This is a genomic window from Pirellulaceae bacterium (assembly GCA_029243025.1).
GTDB lineage: Bacteria > Planctomycetota > Planctomycetia > Pirellulales > Pirellulaceae.
In genome coordinates this window covers 46,135-66,694 of record JAQWSU010000057.1, presented here as the reverse complement: position 1 = coordinate 66,694, position 20,560 = coordinate 46,135, and the positions used below count along the sequence as shown (strand labels likewise).

Here is a 20,560-nt window from a genome sequence, read left to right as displayed (position 1 = left end):
CGGGCAATCGACAGCATTCCCCCGCGATCCCAGCAAGATCAAGGCTATTGACGTCAGGTTGTGCGCGTTGGCTCAGTGCCCAAATGCCGCGTTAATATCATCGGCGGCGGATAGGACGCAACAACCCGAGAATCGCAAACGTGCTAAGACGAATGCCGATGGTTCCGGTACGGCTGCGACGTTCGGTTCGCGCGGCGGAAGTTCGTAGCCGCCATCCGAAAATGCAGCCACGAAGTCAGCGCTATCGAATTCAGCGTCGCCGTTCCAATCACCAGTCGACCAACCCGATCATCAGATATCCCATCAGTATAGTCCAGTCCTGAAATCAAAAAATGGTTTTTCTGGTTCACTTTCAGGATGCGAAAGGCCCCTTGATGAGTTGGTGTCTCTCAATCAATTTGGCGATTGCCTTACCTTTTTGGACCTCCTGTTCACAGCGATCGCAGCCGTGCTGTTAGAGAAAAAATCAGTATGCCTAACAGAAGCAGGAGGATACCCTCGTGATTATGAACAGCTCTTTACGAAAACATCGATGCATCAAGATCGCCAGCCTAAGTGCTTTTTTTCTGTTGATGGTCATGACGCCGATGGCGTTCTCGCAGTCAGCCCCTCAATTGCGGCAGTTGTTGCGTCGATTTCCAGCGGCTGACGTTAACGGAGATGGCACGTTAACAGTCAAGGAAGCCAGGGCGTTCATGGCTTCCCGACAAGGTGGCAGGAAGGGACAAGGCCCGCCTACCGAGTTCTATGTGAATCCCGGTTGGAGCAAGGCTCGCTTTCCAGATGACGCAATCTGCTACCGAACGCCGGAAGAAATTCAACGTATCTACCGTGAGACGTTCCCCAAAGACACCAAACCGGTATTTCAATTCCCCCAACCCGAGCAGGCACTCCGCATCGGAATCAGCTCCTTGGATTAACGTCCAACTCCTTTGTCTCACAGGTGCACGAAAAAAGACTCGCGAAAACGGCCGAATGGGTCCATCAGATCGAAAGAATCAATACTGCGGCTAAAAATCAGAACAGTGCGAAAGGCGGCACCCAGATTGGGAACTGTTTCTCCACGAAATTAGCTGCCCAGCCTTCATGTTATCATGCAAAAAACCAACTCTGAGTCGCACCAGCTTTGCCATGAACCGACGAAGAACCCAAATTGCAAAGGCGATCACGAAATGGAGTCCGTTCAGAACTTGTCCCCATCGGTAAGTTGCCGTCGCAATGACAGCTTGTAAATTCGAGGGTCTGGGGTAATCCGGCTAGAGAAAACTGGACAGGCCATGAAGTCGCTTAAGGCCGCGATTCCGCCATGTGCCGTTGGGCTGCCACGCCGTCTTGCTTTCGGTGTCAGCTATCGTTTGAAATCCTCTCAACGACACCCGTTTGGGAATTAAAAGGAGGATTCGTTCGGCAAGGAAACAGCGAGCGACTTGGCACCAACTTTACTTGGCTCGAGGTCACCGCTTCTGACTTGAGTGGCTTTTATTTGGGCATCCTCATTCACCAGACGCCGATATCGATACCACGCTACAACGACCACGGGCAGCACCGTGGTCTCGAGAAAGATGACACTCCCCGATGGCTCCGCCTGCGCACTTCCGGAGAATTTGAAAATAATCGCCCACATCATCAGTGCAAGAAGGCCCTGCCTCCACCACAACGCGAGGGCCATCAACATCAAGCCAATCATCGAGCCGATCCCCACCATGGAGGAGGCGGAAAAGAGAACACCGCCGAGCGTCATGTATCCCAACATAGAACGAAGGTCAAATTGCCATTTACGGGCTAGATCGACTGATTTCACAATAACTCATCCCGTTGATTCATGAACAGGCAGTTGACTGTACCCGACGAGAACCGCAAAGTATCACCTTTCGTAACCGCGTCCCAATCAGAAGCGGGTTTGGCAACAAGCGGGTTTGGCAACAAGCGGGTTTAGCGGCGCAGCCTTTGATAAGATCTGCTATACTTCCCCGACGGGCATGGCGCCCAATCAATAAGCCTGCCGTTTGGGACAAGCCGTTGGACAACGCATCAACGAATCTGGGCCTCATGGGCGTTTTCCGACTCTGTCTTGGCGTCTCAGCAAGGGTCAGTCGCACCGCCTATGCGGTTGCTGGCTTCACACTGATGTTACTGAAATATTGTGTCGAAGCCTCCGTCATCTGGACGTTTACTTCGTCCTTTCTCACGCCCTGGCATTTTCTCAATCCTCTGATCAGCGTCCGGAACGAGCACCTCCAGGCTGCCCCTGAATGGCTCGTCGTGGGTCTGTTAATTTGGTCCCTACCGTTTCTTTGGATCGCGACTTCGATGAGCGTTCGTCGCTCAGCTGACGCCGGTATATCAGCCTGGCTGGGACTGCTCGTGCTGATACCGATCGTCAACCTTATCTTCATGATCGTTATGTGTTTCATTCCTAGCTGTCGTGATGCGCAGCAGTCGATCAAACCACAACCGATCAATTCAAATAGCCGTGCTTACAGCGCGGCCATCGCCGTTGCTACGAGCTTATTGGTCGGCGCGACGATGTTGGTGTGCAGTGTCTACTTATTCGCCAGCTACGGGGCATCGCTGTTCTTCGGAACACCGTTTTTGATGAGCGCAGTAGCCGCCTACCTTTACAACCGCCCTCACCCCCGCGGCTACCTCGAATCGCTGATGGTGGGAATCGCTTCCGTCTTCTTTGCCGGAGTAGCCATATTGCTATTCGCCTTGGAGGGAGTGATTTGTATCGCGATGGTACTTCCTTTGTTCTTACCCCTGGGAGCATTCGGGGGATTGATCGGCAAAGTAATCGCGGATACGACAACGCAACAGACTCAGGGTCTGTTAGCCGCCATTGTGTGTCTCCCATTAATCTGCTGTGCCGAGTCACAGCTGTTTCGATCGCCAGAATATGAGGTCATGACCGCGGTCGAGATCGACGCGCCCCCCGAAGTAGTCTGGAAAAACGTCGTCAATTTCCCGGACTTACCGAAAGCGGCTCCGTGGTATTTCCGACTCGGCATCGCATGCCCACGGCGCGCCTACATCGAAGGCCAAGGCGTTGGAGCAATACGTTACTGCGAATTTACGACAGGTACCTTTGTCGAACCAATCACCGTATGGGACGAGCCGAATCAGCTCGCCTTCGATGTTACCGATCAACCTGCTCCCATGTTCGAACTCAGCCCGTATCGGCATGTACATCCACCGCATCTAGAAGGTTATCTACGCAGCAACCGCGGCCAGTTTCTGCTAATTCGTCGAGGAGATGGCGGAACCCGTTTAGAGGGACGTACGTGGTACGAGTTCGATATGTTCCCTCAATCCTATTGGACATTGTGGTCAGACGGATTGATTCACCGCATTCATCAACGGGTACTGTCGCACATCAAGCAGCTTTCCGAAGCAGAAAGCCAATCTCACAGCAAGCCTTTTCGGTCATGAAGACGACCATTCATCGGCAGCGAAAAACGCGAGAGTCGATCCTCCCCAAAGTCTGTGGGCACGGAATTCACACAACCGAGCATGTCTGGGTTTGATAAAATGAAGACCAAAGATGTGAGCAAGATTCGCATCCAAGATATCAAATTAAAGGCTTTCGATTTTGAAAAAAGCAACCTTACAGAAAGCTTATTTGTTGCTCGCCTTGCCTATCGCCGGAGCCGTGGCGAACGCTGAGGACCACCCTTGGCCTTCCTATGAAAGCGTTGCGGACATCGGAGCGTTGGCTGACGCGGTGCGTCAGAGCCAGCCTGCGATGCAACGGGGTGCCTGGGAGTGGGACCGCTTGCTATCCCGATATATCGACGGCGGGCGAAAGGAAAAAAACACACTCATCATTTTGCAGGCCTATTTCCGCAGCATTCTCGATCGCGAAGGAAAGGGTGACCGCTACAAGACTTTTTTCGGCGGACATGGCGCTTGGGGCAGTGGCGGACGCTTGCGAATCTACCAAGAACTCGTACGCAGCAACCTATTGACCACCGAAGAGCAAGCACACTTTCGCGAGATTATCAGTCAGGCACTCCAGCAAAGTTTTGATTATGGAAGCAGCGAACGCTGCGCGAACAACCGCCCCTACGGAATGAATGGTGGGCCGGCCATCGCATTGAGAATTTTCCCAGACCTACCCCAGGCAAAAATTCACCGCCGCTGGCTAGATGCCCTCTGGCGCGAACTGACTGAATACGGCGATACGACTGAAACGAACTACTTTCCCTACGGTCCAATTTACCTCGATGGTTGGTTGGACATGGCCGTAGGAATGGGTAAGTTCAAAACAGAACGCCCATTTCTCCACGCCCATGCACGCCGCTATCTCGACTATGTGCACGGCGGGGGTGTGCGAGGCAACCCGAATTCCGGCTCACTCGTCGTCGCTGATCGGACAAAGGCCTACGCCGATCCATGGAATAGTGATTACTACCACGGCGCAAATAATCACGCACAAGTTTGGTACCGACTGGCAAAAGAATTCAAATCACCCGAATTCCTTTGGGCGTCTGAGCAAGCGTGTCTCGGGGGACGCCCCCCAAAGGGTCATCAACTTCCAGCCAAATACACGAACGCCTACGCGCGGCGTTATGACTGGTTTGTCGAACGTGGCATTGCACCACGAGCCCCTGTGGGCGGTTCGAAGATCGGTTATTACAGTCCGCTGAAACATAAAGTACCCGAGCGTCTCTATCTCTGCCCGGGACGGGAGTCAGGTAAGCCGTTCGTTTCTTTCTATCTTTATGACCGAAACAACAACTACATGCACTACAACGACGACGTCATGGGACAACTCTACGAGTACTGCGTCGATGGTGCGAAGCTCCTACACACCTCAGGTAAGTACAACAGCAACGCGATGAAGGTCCACGCATCATACGATGCATTTTGGGTACAGCACCCGAGCGTCGACTTTGTAACCGGACGGCCTGGCGACCTCCCTTCCGGGAACTGGAGAACCGCTTCGATGCCCTTAGCCGGATTACTCAACAGCCGCCGCGGCCCCGATTCCAATCGTTGGAAATACGTCAAAGAGATCGATCTGTTCCGACGCACCGATGATTCGGACATGGGCTACGCGCACGGCAACATGGACGGCTACTGGTATTTGAATGACGACTTTCGCCTCGAGTCAGTCGAGTTTGATTTGATTGATCCACGAATCGAACTGTCGATCCCACAACTCTCCGGCCCGAAAGGCAACCGGCCGCTCATTGCATCATGGAAACAGCCTCCAGAGAAGCTCACCCTCAGCGTCGAAACCGAACAGCATGGCAAACGAATTGTCTGGAAAGGGGGTGACGCCGGAAACGAGTTCGTTTCTCTCGCCGCTGGCCCAAACGGTCAGGCTGATCAACGACTCCGCATTAAACGACAAGAAGAACAGGGCCGCTACACGCTACGATTAACAGGGTTCGACATCTGCTTTGATGCGTCTCGCGATTACACGCGACTATTCATCCACCACAACGGCCGCATTGCCTCCGGCAGTGGCGGATTTGGCACACGTGGAGGTCACCAAGCCGGCTTCCTCTTGAATGGTCGCATGGAGTATCTGACCTACGCTGCCCGCGGAGGGATCCTCGATCAAGATTCCCTTCGCGCCGAAAATCACGACAAAGATTCGTTCGGGCAGTTTCGCTACCGCAACTACTTCGACTCACACAGCAACTGGACGCGTCAGACGGTGCTAACTCGCGAGGGCTATCTCGTCGTGCGCGACAGCTACGAGCCAGGCAAGAACGTCGACGGTTATTTCGCGGGACCCTGCTGGCTATTACGACCGGAGCCAAATTGGGAAAAAGACAACCGACCTGACCGCGGCTCGTTGGAAATCGATCCTGGTCAGAACTGGATCGACGCTCCGGCTTGGGATCACGCCTGGTGGCAGAAAAAGCAAAAACGCCTGCTACTGTGGATCCACCCGGGCGAGGGAAAATCCTTCGGCATCACCGCACACGACACCACACCAGATATCTCGCGCCCGTTGGGATTCGAATACTACCCAACACAAAATTGTCACGCGAAGGCTGTTTTAAAGGCAGGTGAAACTGAAGTGTTTCTGAGTGTGCTGGTTCCGTTTGATGACGGACAATCAGCCCGGAAAATCGCCGCCCAGATCGAGACCGTCGTCGATGAGACCGGCCAATGCAGGGCCACCATTGGCCTGGTCACGACCACTGTCACGCCTGACGGAACCTGGAAAATAACCCGTCCAAAGTTGGAATCGGAATCAAAATGAAATCGACAGTTCCACGCTCGAAAATCGTCGCCAAGATCGTCCTCTTCATGGTTTTCCTGGTAGCTCCTCGCGACATTGCGAACGGTGACCAAGGCGACAACCTTCTGATCGGCCACCCACGGCCGTCCTATGACAACGTCAAGGACATCGATGCGATGGCAGCGGCTTTGCGCAAATCGCTTGCTGAACGATCGAGCTATTCATTTTCGCGAGGATGGTGGAATTGGGACCGGCTGCGTTGTCGGTACGTCGATGGCGGTCGCAAAAGCGAGAACGAACTCAAAATCCTGGCAGCCGTATTCCGCGGGCTCATTCTCGATTGGCATGCCAAACTCGAAGCGAAAGGCGAAGGCGACCTCTTATACATTTTCTTCACTACCGTCAGCGGAGACAAGCGGGAACGCGTCCTCGATGTGGACAGCCGCACATTGCTACGCGACGTCCATGGGGGTGGTTATCACGGCAGTTGGGGCAGTGCCGCACGGATGCGTATCTACCAGGAACTAGCCGCGAGTGGTGTGCTCACCGAGCAAGAACAGGCGCGTTTCAAACGAATCGTGTACCAGAGCCTCGAACCACGATTCATTGACTTCAAGGCGAAAACACAGTCGGCAAACAACCATTCGTTCGGCAACGCTGGCGGAGTGGCACTCGCCGTAAAACTTTTTCCCGACGCACCCCAAGCGCCCCAGGCACGTGCTTGGCTCGACCGCATCTGGAATCACCTCGCCGAATTTGGAGACTGGAAGGAATGGAACTACTACCCCTATGGTCCAATTTTCCTCCACGGGATGCTCGACGTTGCGGAGGCCACCGACCGGATCGATTCCGACCGTAAACTGATCAAATCGGTCGGCCACCGCTGTCTCGGATTTGTTCATGGGGGCGGCGTGCGCGGCAATCCGAATTCCGGTGTACGGATGCGTAAAACCTATTCTCAAGTTTACGCTGATCCCTGGAATTTCGGCTATTACGACGTCGAGCAATCGGCACGCGATGGACAATTCTGGTATCGCTTGGCGCAACACTACAAAGACAGCGAATATCTATGGGCTGCTGAACAGGTGACCCTGGGGGGATGTCCGCCGAACGGCAAAGTTCCGGCAGCATACCAAGCTGCCTACCAGCGGCGATTTGCCTGGTTTATCGAACGTGGGATCGAGCCCCAGATGCCAACAGGACGAGCGTCAGTCGGGCTGCTGAGTGCAACAAATCATAAAATCCACGAGCGCATCTATCTGCGTCCCGGACAGGTTGCGGGTAATCCCATCGCTGCCTTTTTTCTCTACGACAAGAAAGATCAGCATTTGGACAACGTATCAGGTCATCTCTACGAATACTCCGCGAAGGGCGCAAAGCTGCTAAACAGTTCGGGCAAGTACAACAACGTTTATTCCGATAAGAACTTGCGAGGCGGTGGCTCTGGTGAGGAGAGCCTCGATCTGTTGTTAGTCATGCACAAGCGGCACAAATTCCCGCTTCATCCGGATCGCCAAGGCGACGAACGAGACTACATGCGACGCGGATCGATCCGCAGCCTACCGGAACTAAGTCGCGCCGAAAACAACGATGCGGGCGATAGTTTTGGACAATTTGCTTTCGAGGATTACTACGGTCCCGGTAGCCGCTGGATTCGTCGCGCCGTGCTAACCCACGACGGTTACCTCGTGGTGGCCGATGAGTATGTCGGCGGCAAGCCGCTTGGCGACGACTATGTGGTCGGCCCCGTATGGCATCTGGCTATTCCTGAAAACGAGCAGACGGATGATACTCGCAATCTTGCAATGCAGGATACCAATTGGTTTGATGGACCCGCGTTTGCGCAAGCTTGGTGGCAAAAAGATAAGATGCACTTGCTGCTGTATATTCATCAGGACGGTGTGATGAACTTCGGGAAAGTGCGACAGCGACACTCGCAGGATAGCGATCCGAACATCACTTGCTTCGGCTGGCGTCCGATCCAACATGGAGAGACCGAACGATTCTTAAGCGTGCTGGTTCCTCACACTCAAGACGAGAACTCTCGCTCCCTGGCAGCGACAATCAAAACTCAAGTCACCAAATCAGGCAACTCCACTGCTCAGATTGACGGAACGAGTATCAGCATCGACGCAAGCGGTGTTTGGAATGTTCTGCGTCAGGAGAATGAATGATTGCTGCCGAGCGCAGCCAATGCCGAGACGCCATACACTTATCTTAAGACACTCTGTTGATGATCTTCCCATCACCTCGAGCTCAGCAGCCACACCTTTCGTCGACACGAGGAAAGGTGTGGTGTTGGCAGTCTGAGCCGAATTGCCACCTCGATGTTGTCTGTTATCAATCAACACGCCCCACCAGGCTTTTGCCGCCGAGTTCAATCAGGATGGAGGCATGGTTGCAGTACCCTCCAAAGTCCCGCTGAGAATCATTTGCATCGCCTCCTTCATCGACTTACACTACTGTGGACTATCGCAGTTTGGTCATTTGGGGGCACGACTTCAATTCCGGCAGACCGTCGGGCAAAGGCAGTGCCTCTTTCAAATCAATTGTTCCGCCCGCACCACAAGAAACCAGTGGGTGTTTGTTGAACGAATCTACTTCGCTACCCTGGGGAGTTTTTTATGTTTTACCGAGTCCTTTTGGTTACCTTATTGTTTGGCTGGATTGCGACTGACTTGGCAGCCCAGCCAGCTCATTCGTACCATCCTCATCCGCACATGCCATATCCCTATCCCTATCCCCATCCATATCCCCATCCGTATCCCTATCAGCCACCTTGGAATCCGACCGTTGCACAGACTCACAATCACTTCAGTGGTTTCCATTACGATCCGAGCACGGGTCGCTGGACGGTCGACACAACTCAGAGCAAGGTGAAAGAAAGTGCAATCGACCCTAATCGAGGACATATCGATCCCGGTTCCTGGCGCCGCGTGAACCGTTGGGAAGGGAATACGCATGTGACGGGTAGTCGCTGGACTTCCTACGGAGTTCCCCATAGCAACCTTCAATACCACACGGTAGGTCCCTCGGCAATTCCCGGGATCAACCATAGCCAGACGACCAATGTTTTCCGAAGCACAGGGCCTGGAGAAGATGGCCCCTCAAGCAAGGCAGGTCCGACCGGGCGTGGTGGTGGGGCGAAGGAACTCCTCAAGAAATGGGATACCAATGCGAACGGCAGCCTGGATCACGAAGAGTTGGGCAGAGGCTTAAAAGCACTGAACTCATCTGACTAATTGCAATCTGGCAGCTAAAAAGCCCTGGCACGAAATGCTCTAGGACGGAGCATTTCGTAGTGGCTTTGCAATCTTAAACACCCCTCTGTTTTGGCGTGGGAAATCTCTTTCACCGGAATTCCTTCCTGCATCGAAAATTTCGGCGCAGCGACTCCGCGCGTCGAAAATCTTACGATCGACAACGTTCTTCCTCGATCCCAACAAGATCAGCCGATTTGAGGAAACGGGTGCGAGGTTGATCGGTCGTCAACAAATGTCGCATTCCTATCATTGCTGCCGCATCGTCTACAACAGCCCTGGAATTGGGAACACTACTAACACGAAGTCAGATGATCCGATACGGCTGTGACATTCGCCTCGTGCCGCGGTAGTTCGTAACCGCCGTCCGCAAATGCAGCCACCAGCCCAGTACGATCGAATTCAGCATCACCGTTTCAATCGCAATTTAATCATTTAAAAACTAATCCCGATCCGCACCGGATTTGGCATGGGGCAGACAATGAACTAGAAACACAACGTCAATCACGAAACAGTTCCCTTTAAAAACCCGTCAAGACCGATAACTTGCCCATTACAATGACAACTTGTTGCCTCGGTCGCGCGAGGCAGAATCCGAGCAACCCATTTGGATGGCAAAACGCGTCGGTTACCTTTTTCGATTCGGACTCCATTTCAACAGTCACGAGTCAAGCTTTGCTCACCCCGATTCGGTAAATCATTCTTGAGATTGAAAGATCATTTCATGAACCACGCCAACCTTATCACGGTGATGTTAGCTACCTACTTGGTTACGCCGCTAGTTAGCGCAGTCGGCCAGGAGCTGCTGACTGCTGAGCCCCATGAGGTGGGAATGTCGCCCGAAAAGCTAACTGACATCGATACGATCATGCAGTCGTTCATTGACAAGAAGCAATTGGCGGGCGCCGTCACAATCGTGGCACGACGTGGCAAAGTAATCCAGTTCAAGGCCTACGGCATGCAGGACATTGCAGCAAATCGGCCCATGCAACAGCAGACCATTTTCCGTTTCTATTCGATGACCAAGGCGGTCGTTAGTGTCGCCGCCATGATCCTTGTCGAGGATGGAAAATTGGAACTTGACGCACCTGCCGAAAAATATATTGCGTCGCTCGGCAAGATGAAATTCGACGGACAACTACCTCAGCGAGGAATGACAGTTCGAGATTTGCTGCGACACACATCTGGATTGCCCAACAACGTCACCACCGATCGGGCTCTTCGCAAAGCAGGACATCCTCCGCTGGCCGACAGCACACTTAAGGAAATGATGAACCACCTCGACGCCGTGAAACTTCGATACGAACCGGGCAAGGGATGGCATTACAGCTTTGCGACAGATGTTGTGGGCCGACTGGTGGAAATCGGCGCTGGTAAGTCGCTTGATCGGGCGCTGGCAGGAATGGTGTTTGAACCACTCAACATGACAGACACGGGGTTTCATGTTCCCCAAAAAAAATGGAACCGATTGGCAGTGGCTTACGACAACGACTTGAAGCCAGTTATCGCCCAACAACCGGGAACAAGCGGTCCATTCACTTTTGAGAAATCACCTAAATTTCTTTCCGGCGGCGGTGGACTCGTCTCGACAGCTGCCGACTATATGCGATTCTGCCTGATGCTTACCGGTAAAGGTGAGTTCAACGGCCAACGTTTACTCAAGGCGGAAACGGTCGAAATGATGACTCGCAACCAGTTACCCCGAGGAGTCGGCGAAATCAGCCGCCAGCCTGCGGGGCGAGGCTTCGGCCTCGGATTCGCCGTCCGAATCCGAAAAGTCAATTCGTCACCGATCGGTGAATACGAATGGCTCGGTGGACTCGGCACAGAGTTCTTTATCTCACCAAGCGATGAGCTGGCCGTCATCACACTGAGTAACCAGTCTCCAATGCGGCAGATCAAACAGGCCATCCGCCCCGTGGTGTATGCCGCCATTAAAACGGATGCGATGTAACATCGCTGACAACTACCTCGACATGCCCCAGGCCTGCACGTCGCCAAGACAGCCCAGTGACGATTGAAGCGGACACTAGAATCGACTGAAAAACTGCCAAATCAGCTCTGCGGTGACAATTCCCGTTTCTCTTTTGCTCGGCACTCGGTGGCCAAATCTCGCGATCTTGTAGTGCCAGACTTCGTGATTGTTCACACCGTCTCTGTAATAGTCAGCTGTTGTGTTCTTAGAAATCTTGACGACCTCTTTGGTCTGGGTTTTATTGAGCTTGGCCCAAAAATCAATAACGATGTCCTGACTCGGTGCCCCTCCCCAACCGCCGGCCGATGCCATCGTCCCATCATACGGAATGACCTTGTCACTCAAGCCTGAAATCTGGAGAACAGGTATCGGTTGGATCTTTTCACGATGCTGCCAAGTGTATCCACTCATGGTGCCAATCACCGAGGCGGCTGCTTTGAATACATCGGGGCGTTCTGCCACCAGGGTATAGCTCATGAAGCCACCGTTGGAAATTCCACAGGTAAAGGTCTTTTTGGAATTAAGATTGTGGCGTTTTTGGACATCGGCGGCCAGTGCCGACAGGAAGCCGATGTCGTCGGTCTGACTAATCTTGAGCCTGGCATTCCAGTGGGGCATGCCTTCGAAATCTTTTTCGCCTTGTGGATAGCAGACCACAAACTTGTGTGTGTCTGCTACTTGATTCATTCCTAGCTCAACGTAATCTCGGGCATCACCACCGTACCCGTGAAGCAAAAACACCAACGGAGCATTGTCTGGAAGCTCTTGCGGTAGGTGCAGCAGATACTTCCTTACAACTCCGTTGTAATTGAATGCGAGGAACGGGCTAACCGTGTGCTGTTCTTCACCGACGAGTTGGTAGCTGCAGGTCAACAGCGACAAGAGCGTAAGGATCAGAAGAGCAATACGAAAATTCTGCTTTGGCATCTATTTCCTTTGAGCAACATGGACCATCTCCCACAGGATGCGGATGACAGACGGGTTGAGGATATCGCATCGGCAATCTCACACCCACGCGTCGTTATATTGCCTACTCGACTTATGCGTTGAGAACCTATTCTATTCCGAAAGATGACGCTGACAGAACCCCAACAGAAGCCCCCACGTCGCTCAATCGGAGTGACATTGCCCGTCCTTGCCGAAAGCCCGCTGTAGGGACCACTTAATTACGGCTTTGACTCGTCCCAACCCTGGAAGGGTGTGAATACGACCCTGCCAACCGAAAAATCTTTGGCGAACACATCTTCGAAGACGGGGCCGCGATTTGGCGGCTGTCTTCACCTTTTTCCTAGACAGCTTTTTAATCGATCTACGCCTTCCTTCACGAGTCAACGTCCCTAGGTTTCCATTACGGCGAAAGACGCTCAGAACTCGATCACTTGGTTTCGCAGCCAAGACATCGTTGATTCGAATGGCAGACAACGACTCCTTGTTGGCAGGAGACTCACCCAGGTGCAACAGAACCCAACACAGCGATCCCTGGAATTGGTTTCGTTTCCCTGGGTTGACTGACAACGGATGGACGGTTCTAAAAAGGACTAGGAACCCGTTTCGCCCCGATTAGCGATTGGCATTGGGGGCTCATTTCATCAGAACATGGAAATCGTTATGTTATCCGATAGAAATCTCATCCTGTTTTCTTTCCTGATCTTGGCACCGCAAATCGGCTGTCAGAAATCCACAGAGCCTGCCGCTCAAACGAATGTGCCAGCCATTTCCGTCGACGTAGTGGAAGAGCAAACGGAACCAACTGATAATACGGCGGCCGAAACAGCACCGGTGATCATTGATGTGCGCTCGCTGGAAGAGTGGAATTCTGGCCATCTGGCACAAGCGATCCACATTCCCCATGACGAAATCGCCGCCAAAATCGCAGAACACGTTTCCGACAAGTCGACGCCTATCGTGCTTCACTGCCGAGCAGGCGGTCGAGCTGGCAGGGCGAAAACGGCACTGGAGGATCTGGGTTACACGGACGTAGAAAACGTGGGCGGCCTGGAAGACGCTCAACAGAGGTTTGGCAGCGAATAAGAAGGCCGTCACATCCTAGAAGTCATGAAATTCTTAAGAGGTCGGATCGCTTTGGCGATACCGACTTCCTGGATTTGTTGGCTGCCGACGCTCACCGTTTCACAAGTCGATCAAACATCGTTGACAGCTTTGTCCACCACAAGTCTCAGGGACGAGACGATCTCCCGGACGTATGGTTCCTCCATCATCGATTTGTGATTCCCGCCCACAACGCGCACCAACGGATTTGGGACAACAAATTGCTCCCATCCTAAGGCACCGCATCGCGGATCAGTCAACGACTGTGCCCGGGCCCGAACGACAAGTGTCTTCCCGCAAAAAACTTTCGGTGTCAGATTAGTAGCCGCGCGACAATGTTTTTTAAAATCATCCATTCCGGCATTCGAGCTAACATCCCGGCCAAAGAATCGGCGGACATTGGTTGCATCGTCGCGATCTTGGCTGCCAAACAACTGGCCAAACGCTTGCTCCACACTACCTCGGAATCGATTCCAGGTCACCGACCAAGGCATCCGGCACAAGTCATATCGAATCCAAGCTGGCAAATTACCAAGAATGGTCAGGAGTCGTGACAAACAGGATGGATGATCTTTTAAAACGGCACCAGGAACTGGTGTATCAAAAATGACCAACAGTTCTACCGGGATATCACGATCTCTCAACTGACAAGCCATTTCGTGTGCAACCAGCCCTCCCCAAGAATAACCACCCACAATCACCGGCGCGCCGTCTGCCACCTCTTCCACACAGGCAACATATTGTCTTGCCACAGCATCAAGATGCAGCTCCGGTTCTGTATCTGAGCTCAAATAAGCTGTCTCGAAGGCGTACAGATCCCCAAACAAACCGTCTGTGTTGTCTACCCAGGATTGAAAATCGGTCGCATAGCCCATGATACCCGAGACAAAAAACATGGGTGGACAATCGCTCTCGGATCGGCCACTCTCCAACTTCACCATTGGAGACTTTTTAGTCTCCGACTGTTCAATCAGTTGAGCCAATTCCCCTAATTTTGAATGTTCAGACAATTGTTGAAAACTGAGTCGACATCCGAGTTGCTTTTCAACTGCGGTTAGTAGCGGAACAGCAGCCAACGAATCGCCGCCAAGATCAAAAAAATCATCCGAACGGCTTATCGGCTTGCACAACAAGGTTCGCCAAATCTCACCCAGCTGTTGCTCAGTCATGTTTTGAAATTTGCCTAAGATTCCCTGCCCTCCGTCAACTGGCTGACGGATGTTTTGGCTAGGCGAATGTTGTCGTGGGAATTCCTTCGATAAGATTCGATGCAACTCTTGCCGATCGACTTTACCCGTCGCGGTTTGTGGCAGCGATTCCAGGGGAACGATCTGTTGGGGGATCGCATATTGGGGAAGATGCTCGCCAACCTGTTTTCTGATTTCTTCCGTCGACAGACTGCATTTCAACTGCAGAAAAGCCGCCAGTCGCAGTTCCTGTGAGTTTGCTTCATCGGCAAGCACAGCTGCCCGCTCAACCGAATCAAGCGCCTCGAAGGCCCGCTGAACAATATTGGTTTCGATTCGGTGCCCTCGAATTTTAACGATCGAATCTTTTCGCCCAATACAGATCAGACGGCCACGGTCATCGAACCGTCCATAGTCACCAGTACGGTATCGCGTTAGGCCATTTGGCAGTTGTTCGAAGCGAGCATGAGTCAACGAGGGTTCGTTGACATAGCCGTCTGACAACAGTCGGCCATCCACCACAATTTCACCGGTTTCCCCTGGCAATACATCTTGCCCACGATCATCGCGCAATCGAATCGTACGATCGTTGACTCCAAATCCAACCGGTACCGGGTCACTGACATCATCGTCATGCGAGATAAACAACTGTGCGTAGGTACGTGTTTCGGTCGTGGCCATGGCATTTTGCAACAAGCACTTGCGATGGACTTTTCTTTGAAAATCGTGCACATCAGAGGCCCACAGAGGCTCTCCACCAACCGAAACCAATCTCAAAGCAGCAAGATTCTCTCCTTCCGTCAGCGAATCCAACAGCGTTCGCATCGTCGAAACAGACATCGTGGAGAGTGAAATGCGAGATGCCTGCAACCAAGACGCAATTCGATGCACCCCTTGTTCGGCCGTTTCAAAGATCCAAAGTCCCGCACCATTCAATAAAGCCCCAAACATCGGGGCTAGTGAGGCACTAAACACAGGTGAAAACAACAAGTCAAATCGATCTTCGCAGCTAATCGCCAAGTCGTTTGTCTGTCGCAATATGTCCGATAAAACAAAACCATGACTCATCGAGACTCCAACCGACTTGCCCGTCGATCCGGAAGTATGAAAAACGCAGGCGCGTGTTGTGGGCGTCACTTTTGTCGGTGGCTCAATCGGCGGTAGAACTTTCTTGCTGCCCAACATCGCGATGTCGTACACCGCAGTCAGCTGAGGACATTGTTTTCGAAGATCACCCGACCGATCCATGAAATCTGAGTGAGCGATGACAGTGCGACATCCAATATCGTCAATCGTCTCGGCAAGTCTTAGCGTCGAATCGCGAACATCCAACGGCAAATAACTGCCACCAGCCCGAAGCGTCCCCAACACGGCTGACACAAATTCGATCCCAGGAGTTGCCAGAATGGCGACAGGGTGATTCAAATCGACGCGATGCTTGACAAGAGCATGTGCCAAGCAGTTAGTGATTCGATCGAGTTCCGCATAAGTCAATCTTTCACGACCCACGACTGCGGTTCGCTCTGCAAAATCAACGCATGCGTGACCAAAACGTTCAGTGAGGGTTCCGAAAAAATCAGCGGCCTGCACGGGCCGATACTGGCGATCTGTCTTCACGACCTAATTAGGACCTCTCGCCGAACGCGGATTCACTGCAGGTTCATTTCTCGATCTGTTCACAGCTTCTTGCCCAGCTCTGAGCACCAGCAATCATTTCAAAGCCCATCGAACACATATTGTCATGGCTCTGCCCATTTTCAACCGCCCAAGAAACCACTGAATCACAACCCAAAAGACGTGCCTCGTGGAAACGACGACGAATCAAAATGCGATGAAATCCATGCTTACGAAACTCAGGCAACGTGGCACCACCACATAAAAAAGCACAGTTGCCAACATGGTAAAGCATGCCAAGTGAAACGGGCTGGCGATCGACCAGTACGATCCAAAAGTGCAAACGGGGTTCGTCGAACAATAGCCGCATGTTTGCTTTGGCAGAAACGCAGCTCTCAGGTGGTGCGCCGAATCCACGTAAATAGAGATCCAGTACTTGATCATATTCGGTCGTGAGAGGGCGACGTACTTGAATATCATCCGTAGAGAGATCACCCGAGTCTGAAGCGGTGAGGTCTCGACTCAGCCAAGCATAACGCGTGTCCGGAGCAAACCCGAGAGCGTTCAGCTCCGCCGCGTGATCGGTAAACTGCATTCCCATTGACGGAATCAACTCAATCGAATGCTGCGAGTTGCGGTACACCTGCATGAGCTCCGGCAGCTTTGTCAGAGCCCTCGGTTCCACATGGTAAACGCGATTGAAATAACCAACTTCATCAAATCGTAGTGCAACAGCACCTTCCATCGATCGGACTTCGATCCTGCCTGGATCACCTCTTCTTGCGTAGTGTTTGAGACGTAAGACATCATAGGAACAAAAAATATCCAATAAATGCTGTTCGCGCCCCTTGGACTTTACCTGCATCACCATTTCAAACGCCCCAAAGAAATCAATCACGACCAGTGCAGAACTCAAATTTCAAATTCGAGCCGAAACATTCCCCACTATAAAGAATATTTGCCAATGAAAATTTTTCCACCGCTTACCATGGATCGGCCAGTCTTTTTGCTAAAAAGCACTCAAATCGAGCCGGTTTTTCTCCAATCCTGATTCATTCCCTTAGCACGGGGCGTTGCAATTCAGTTGAACTCAGCACCACCACTAATTAATGCTTAGGATCGAAAACGGCGCCAATCGCCGAGAACCGGCGTGGCGATCGTTAAATTGGATCTCACGATCGAAATCTTTTGCGGCAACTTCAATGCGTTCTGGACGTGAGAACAGCTGCGAAGTGGATCACTGCAACTTCCAGCGTATCTTGTTTGCAGCAAGGAGCTCGCTGCGACGTAGTTGCCGGCGATTGAATTCGATTGATGGTTCGAACGCTGCTTTCAAAAAATTCGTTCACGTGTCACGATCCCAATCGGGATCACTGATACGATTCCAGCTGAAAGACAATATCTCCCTGTCTTTCTTTCGCATCGAAGATGGTACCCGAATCGTCTTTACCATCGGGGCCGACACTGTAAATGACGGCACCGTCATCTGTCACGCGATACTTCATGAACTCCCCGTCAAACGGATCACGCGGCAAAATCGGGATGTAATCAGGAACAAGCTCTTCCAAAGTCTTCGGAAGATCACCTGTCTTGGATCGATAACGAGCTACCGCAAGTCCTAAGCGGGCCGTCTGATGTCGCGCGTCACCTTGGGCCACTTGCTCCGTTGCGGCTGCTAACGCGGGTGTGATCATTTTGGTGATGATCCCCATGGGCTCCTGCTCGAATCGCTCGTCCAAATTATCGAGATCGTCTCGAGCTTCGTAAAAAGGTTTTGCTGCGACGCTCGAAAAGTCGCTCATGATCTTTCGATACGACGTCAAGTCATCCGGCAGTAGGAATATTCGAAAAAAGGAATTGGCCGGTGAGGGCTGTGACGTCGTCCCAGAAAACCCTTGTGACCAATCAAGGTTTCCATTGCTCATTTGATAAAAGAGATTCAATCCGAATGCAGTTTCACCTCGGAGAGATCGCTGATAGAGCCGAGCCAAAGACATACTTCCATCAAGGTCAATCGCTTGAAGCTGATCAGACGTGATTCGCTGGGCAATGTCCTGTTGCCCCGCGAGCGCGAGGACCTCTTGAAACGTATCGGTTGCCACCTGATCAATCGCCTTTGTCAGCAACGTGGAAATCAAGAGTGGATCGCTACCAACATGCTCCGCTAGGGAATAGATCGCACCCACGTCTTCCAAAGCCGTTTGCATATCTCCCTGAGCGGCTCGATATCGAGCGTCAAGTGACAAGAGACGCGCGGCTTGTCGCAAATGGGTGAGCTCAGGCAGCATCAAGTCAAAACTCAATTGACTGTAATTACGACCAAAGTGACATCCTGCCTTTTCCGCCGCCTGCCGCAACAAAATTAACGTCGGTCCCTGTTTCTTGAGAAAGCTCTTCAGGTCGGGGTCGTCAACGTTGAAATCCTTCGATTCTAGATCGATCCAATCCTGCCATTTGTCGCGATGTGTCTCAGACCAAGAAGCCTCCTCAAGCGCATCGTAGCTCTGTTCATAGACGATCGCCGCGTTGTCACGATCAGGAATTCGCGCTGGCGCGATCGATAAGCCCATGCCACCTGCTTCGGCCTGAAGTCCGGCAAACTGCTGTCGGACTGCGAGATCGACATTCCAGGTCGTCATTAGCTGGAGCCCCAGTGCGATACAGGTGAACATCGCAAGTCGCCCGCGTGGCCAGGATGCAGCCACGGCTGAATCGTCTTTGCAAGTCCGCAACCCCACAACAAGCAGCCACACAGCACCGATTCCAAAACAAACCGTAGAACTGACCAGCAGATAAAGAGCCGAGTCAACATTCACCAAGGCAGTAAAACGCAGAACCGCTAGACCTGCAATCGCAGCTCCCCTCGCGGAAAACCACGCCAACACAACCAGTATCGCCAACAATCGCCGCAACCCAACTCGTTTCAACCGCCCGATGCATGCAATCAGCGTGGCAACGAGCAGGAGATCAAATGTCAAGTTTTCAAACCAAAGTAATATGTAAGCCATTGTGCCGCTCCTATTCTGCCCCTCGATCGATTCCACCACCCGCCTGTTGAAAAAAAGTGCTGGGGGGCAACTCGGGCATCAGTAATAAAGTATCGCGAGCTTGTAAGAGCATCGCATATCGACGGGTTTGGCTCGATGAGAGCTCGGGTAACAATTCGTGAAGATCCGCGGCCACTTGATCGATCTCCGACGCAGACCACGCCACTTGACCATGCCTGCCAATCGAGTTCGTTGCGCTAATCGACAGATTCATCCAGATCAAAACCGAAAGGGCGACTGCAGCAGCAAACGCCCATCGACTTCGCTCGGTCGCTGGAGGTAACTCGACGACCAACTCCTTTTCTAGAGTCATTAACAGCCGATCTCGAAACTCCTTAGAAGGTTTCTCTCGACAGACGTTCATTAATTCTTCTTCGAGTTTGCCTAGTTCGTCTGGCAGTTTGTCCATAAGATTTAATCCGTCTCCCCTTTTGAGGACGCCTGAAAATTCGCCCGCAGTTTTTCCAATGCATAGCGATAACGACTCGCTGCGGTGTTCGTGCTCACACCAATTGCCTGTCCGATCTGAGCGAAGGTCAATTCACCGTCAATCTTCAACGCAATCACGTCGCGTTGCGCTGATGGCAAATTGGCAATTGCATCGCGCAGTTCGTCACGACGCGAATCAGGTTGATCCGGAAAGGTCACTGCTAAATCTTCAGCCGGTTCATTGACGATTGGAAGGCGCGCCCGACGAGACGCGTGCTGAGCAACCGCATTACGCAACGTGGCGAATAGGTAGGCCGTCAGATCCTCGACGTCGCTTAATCGGTGTCTTGATCGGACCATCGCCACAAAAACCTCCTGAACCACGTCTTCCGCACACTCCCGACGGCGGAGCATCCTGAGCGCTGCCGCGAACAGTCGACCAGCATATTGGTCATACAACTGGCCAAAGGCCTCAAGCTGACCGGCTGCTAGATCACTGACGAGGGGATCGACGGATTTATTCATTCATTGCTCCACTGTAAGGAAGAGCCAAACAAATCGTCGTTTTGTCTAAATTTCGAGACTTTTTTTCAGACTGCATGTTCAATTGGCAATCGACTGGAGGCTTAAACCGTTTCACCACAAGAGATTACCAGCCCCTGCCCTGCATCCGCCGAAAAATATGACTCTCGCCAAATCACGATTATTGGTCCTTCCTGAGCAAGATGACTTCGATCGCTGGCAGGAATACCCAAAATCGATTTCTTTGAAAAGCGTGCTCAATGGGAAATCGCTACGGT

The 20,560-nt window shown here is 52.3% G+C and carries 15 protein-coding genes; 8 read left to right on the top strand and 7 right to left on the bottom strand.

Annotated features, from left to right (window positions below):
• Together P8N76_28540 and P8N76_28535 are read left to right on the top strand one after the other, a co-directional pair.
• On the top strand, positions 1–208 hold a 208-nt coding region (locus P8N76_28540; protein ID MDG2385652.1), incomplete at its 5' end, for a hypothetical protein.
• A gap of 298 nt (positions 209–506) precedes the next feature.
• The gene (locus tag P8N76_28535) at positions 507–920 is read left to right on the top strand and encodes a hypothetical protein (protein ID MDG2385651.1); all 414 of its coding nucleotides are present in this window, start codon (positions 507–509) and stop codon (positions 918–920) included.
• A 467-nt stretch (positions 921–1,387) separates the two neighbouring features.
• Here P8N76_28535 and P8N76_28530 read toward each other — a convergent pair whose 3' ends face one another.
• The gene (locus tag P8N76_28530; protein ID MDG2385650.1) at positions 1,388–1,801 is read right to left on the bottom strand and encodes a hypothetical protein; all 414 of its coding nucleotides are present in this window, start codon (positions 1,799–1,801) and stop codon (positions 1,388–1,390) included.
• Positions 1,802–2,049: 248 nt separating this feature from the next.
• Between P8N76_28530 and P8N76_28525 the strand changes: the two genes are divergently transcribed.
• From P8N76_28525 to P8N76_28505, 5 genes are all read left to right on the top strand, one after another.
• Positions 2,050–3,429, top strand: a complete 1,380-nt coding sequence (locus P8N76_28525; protein MDG2385649.1) for a DUF805 domain-containing protein — start codon at positions 2,050–2,052, stop codon at positions 3,427–3,429.
• Between the two features lie 160 nt (positions 3,430–3,589).
• Positions 3,590–6,220 (top strand): hypothetical protein, encoded by a 2,631-nt coding sequence (locus P8N76_28520; protein ID MDG2385648.1) that lies wholly within the window; start codon positions 3,590–3,592, stop codon positions 6,218–6,220.
• Positions 6,217–8,373, top strand: a complete 2,157-nt coding sequence (locus tag P8N76_28515; protein MDG2385647.1) for a hypothetical protein — start codon at positions 6,217–6,219, stop codon at positions 8,371–8,373. Before P8N76_28520 ends, P8N76_28515 begins: the two co-directional genes overlap by 4 nt.
• Before the next feature lie 450 nt (positions 8,374–8,823).
• Positions 8,824–9,441 carry a hypothetical protein gene (locus P8N76_28510; GenBank protein ID MDG2385646.1) on the top strand — a complete coding sequence of 206 codons (618 nt, stop codon included), beginning with the start codon at positions 8,824–8,826 and terminating at the stop codon, positions 9,439–9,441.
• 742 nt (positions 9,442–10,183) lie between these two features.
• The gene (locus P8N76_28505) at positions 10,184–11,413 is read left to right on the top strand and encodes a serine hydrolase (GenBank protein ID MDG2385645.1); all 1,230 of its coding nucleotides are present in this window, start codon (positions 10,184–10,186) and stop codon (positions 11,411–11,413) included.
• 75 nt (positions 11,414–11,488) lie between these two features.
• Here P8N76_28505 and P8N76_28500 read toward each other — a convergent pair whose 3' ends face one another.
• Entirely contained in the window at positions 11,489–12,361 is an 873-nt protein-coding gene (locus tag P8N76_28500; protein MDG2385644.1) for a PHB depolymerase family esterase, read from the bottom strand.
• A gap of 681 nt (positions 12,362–13,042) precedes the next feature.
• On the opposite strand from P8N76_28500, the gene P8N76_28495 reads away from it, so the two are divergent.
• Positions 13,043–13,465, top strand: coding sequence for a rhodanese-like domain-containing protein (locus tag P8N76_28495; GenBank protein ID MDG2385643.1), 423 nt, complete (start codon positions 13,043–13,045; stop codon positions 13,463–13,465).
• Positions 13,466–13,575: 110 nt separating this feature from the next.
• Here the strand turns inward: P8N76_28495 and P8N76_28490 are convergent, their stop codons facing one another.
• The 5 genes from P8N76_28490 to P8N76_28470 all read right to left on the bottom strand — a co-directional run bounded on the left by P8N76_28490 (position 13,576) and on the right by P8N76_28470 (position 20,285).
• Positions 13,576–16,287, bottom strand: a complete 2,712-nt coding sequence (locus tag P8N76_28490; GenBank protein MDG2385642.1) for an alpha/beta fold hydrolase — start codon at positions 16,285–16,287, stop codon at positions 13,576–13,578.
• 43 nt (positions 16,288–16,330) lie between these two features.
• Positions 16,331–17,200: a GNAT family N-acetyltransferase gene (locus P8N76_28485; protein MDG2385641.1), complete on the bottom strand. Its 870-nt coding sequence runs from the start codon at positions 17,198–17,200 to the stop codon at positions 16,331–16,333.
• A gap of 454 nt (positions 17,201–17,654) precedes the next feature.
• Positions 17,655–19,292 carry a hypothetical protein gene (locus tag P8N76_28480; protein ID MDG2385640.1) on the bottom strand — a complete coding sequence of 546 codons (1,638 nt, stop codon included), beginning with the start codon at positions 19,290–19,292 and terminating at the stop codon, positions 17,655–17,657.
• Positions 19,293–19,302: 10 nt separating this feature from the next.
• Positions 19,303–19,740 carry a hypothetical protein gene (locus P8N76_28475; GenBank protein MDG2385639.1) on the bottom strand — a complete coding sequence of 146 codons (438 nt, stop codon included), beginning with the start codon at positions 19,738–19,740 and terminating at the stop codon, positions 19,303–19,305.
• Between the two features lie 5 nt (positions 19,741–19,745).
• Positions 19,746–20,285, bottom strand: a complete 540-nt coding sequence (locus tag P8N76_28470; protein MDG2385638.1) for a sigma-70 family RNA polymerase sigma factor — start codon at positions 20,283–20,285, stop codon at positions 19,746–19,748.
• Positions 20,286–20,560 lie beyond the last annotated feature (275 nt).

Bases quoted from the DNA above. Each gene is read 5' to 3' on its own strand.
- P8N76_28525 (MDG2385649.1), top strand. From the start codon at position 2,050: ATGGGCGTTTTCCGACTCTGTCTTGGCGTCTCAGCAAGGGTCAGTCGC.
- P8N76_28500 (MDG2385644.1), bottom strand. From the start codon at position 12,361: ATGCCAAAGCAGAATTTTCGTATTGCTCTTCTGATCCTTACGCTCTTG.
- P8N76_28515 (MDG2385647.1), top strand. From the start codon at position 6,217: ATGAAATCGACAGTTCCACGCTCGAAAATCGTCGCCAAGATCGTCCTC.
- P8N76_28470 (MDG2385638.1), bottom strand. From the start codon at position 20,285: ATGAATAAATCCGTCGATCCCCTCGTCAGTGATCTAGCAGCCGGTCAG.
- P8N76_28495 (MDG2385643.1), top strand. From the start codon at position 13,043: ATGTTATCCGATAGAAATCTCATCCTGTTTTCTTTCCTGATCTTGGCA.
- P8N76_28535 (MDG2385651.1), top strand. From the start codon at position 507: ATGAACAGCTCTTTACGAAAACATCGATGCATCAAGATCGCCAGCCTA.
- P8N76_28475 (MDG2385639.1), bottom strand. From the start codon at position 19,740: ATGGACAAACTGCCAGACGAACTAGGCAAACTCGAAGAAGAATTAATG.
- P8N76_28480 (MDG2385640.1), bottom strand. From the start codon at position 19,292: ATGGCTTACATATTACTTTGGTTTGAAAACTTGACATTTGATCTCCTG.
- P8N76_28505 (MDG2385645.1), top strand. From the start codon at position 10,184: ATGAACCACGCCAACCTTATCACGGTGATGTTAGCTACCTACTTGGTT.
- P8N76_28510 (MDG2385646.1), top strand. From the start codon at position 8,824: ATGTTTTACCGAGTCCTTTTGGTTACCTTATTGTTTGGCTGGATTGCG.